Origin of the sequence: Pseudomonas sp. 51_B, from assembly GCF_017491595.1 — a bacterium.
Classification (GTDB): domain Bacteria; phylum Pseudomonadota; class Gammaproteobacteria; order Pseudomonadales; family Pseudomonadaceae; genus Aquipseudomonas; species Aquipseudomonas promysalinigenes.
Genome location: NZ_JAFGYW010000160.1, coordinates 1 through 534, shown reverse-complemented (window position 1 = coordinate 534; position 534 = coordinate 1). Strand labels below are relative to the sequence as shown.

At 57.1% G+C, this 534-nt stretch carries 1 pseudogene; it reads left to right on the top strand.

The window, feature by feature from the left end:
- A pseudogene (locus J5M56_RS24160) lies at positions 1-404 on the top strand (AMP-binding protein); the annotation flags it as partial.
- Positions 405-534 lie beyond the last annotated feature (130 nt).

The window sequence follows — 534 nt, the reverse complement described above, 5'->3', positions numbered from 1 at the left end:
AACCCGAGGCCACCGCCGAAGTGCTCGATGCCGAGGGCTGGTTCAAGTCTGGCGATATCGCCGTGATCGACCCGGACGGTTTTGTGCGCATCGTCGATCGCAAGAAGGACATGATCATCGTCTCCGGCTTCAACGTGTACCCCAACGAAATCGAAGACGTGGTCATGGCCCACCCGAAAGTCGCCAACTGCGCGGTCATCGGCGTGCCGGACGAGCGTTCGGGAGAGGCGGTGAAGCTGTTTGTGGTAGCGCGGGAGAGCGGGGTCAGCCTGGAAGAGCTGAAGGCGTACTGCAAAGAGAATTTCACGGCCTACAAGGTGCCGAAACACATCGTGTTGCGTGAGTCGTTGCCGATGACGCCTGTAGGGAAAATTCTGCGGCGCGAGTTGCGGGATATCGCATAAAGGTTACAAGCGAAAAGATCGCAGCCTTCGGCAGCTCCTACAGGACACGCATTCCAAATGTAGGAGCTGCCGAAGGCTGCGATCTTTTGCTTTTACACCCCATGACTACGGGGCTTTCACGGTTTAATAG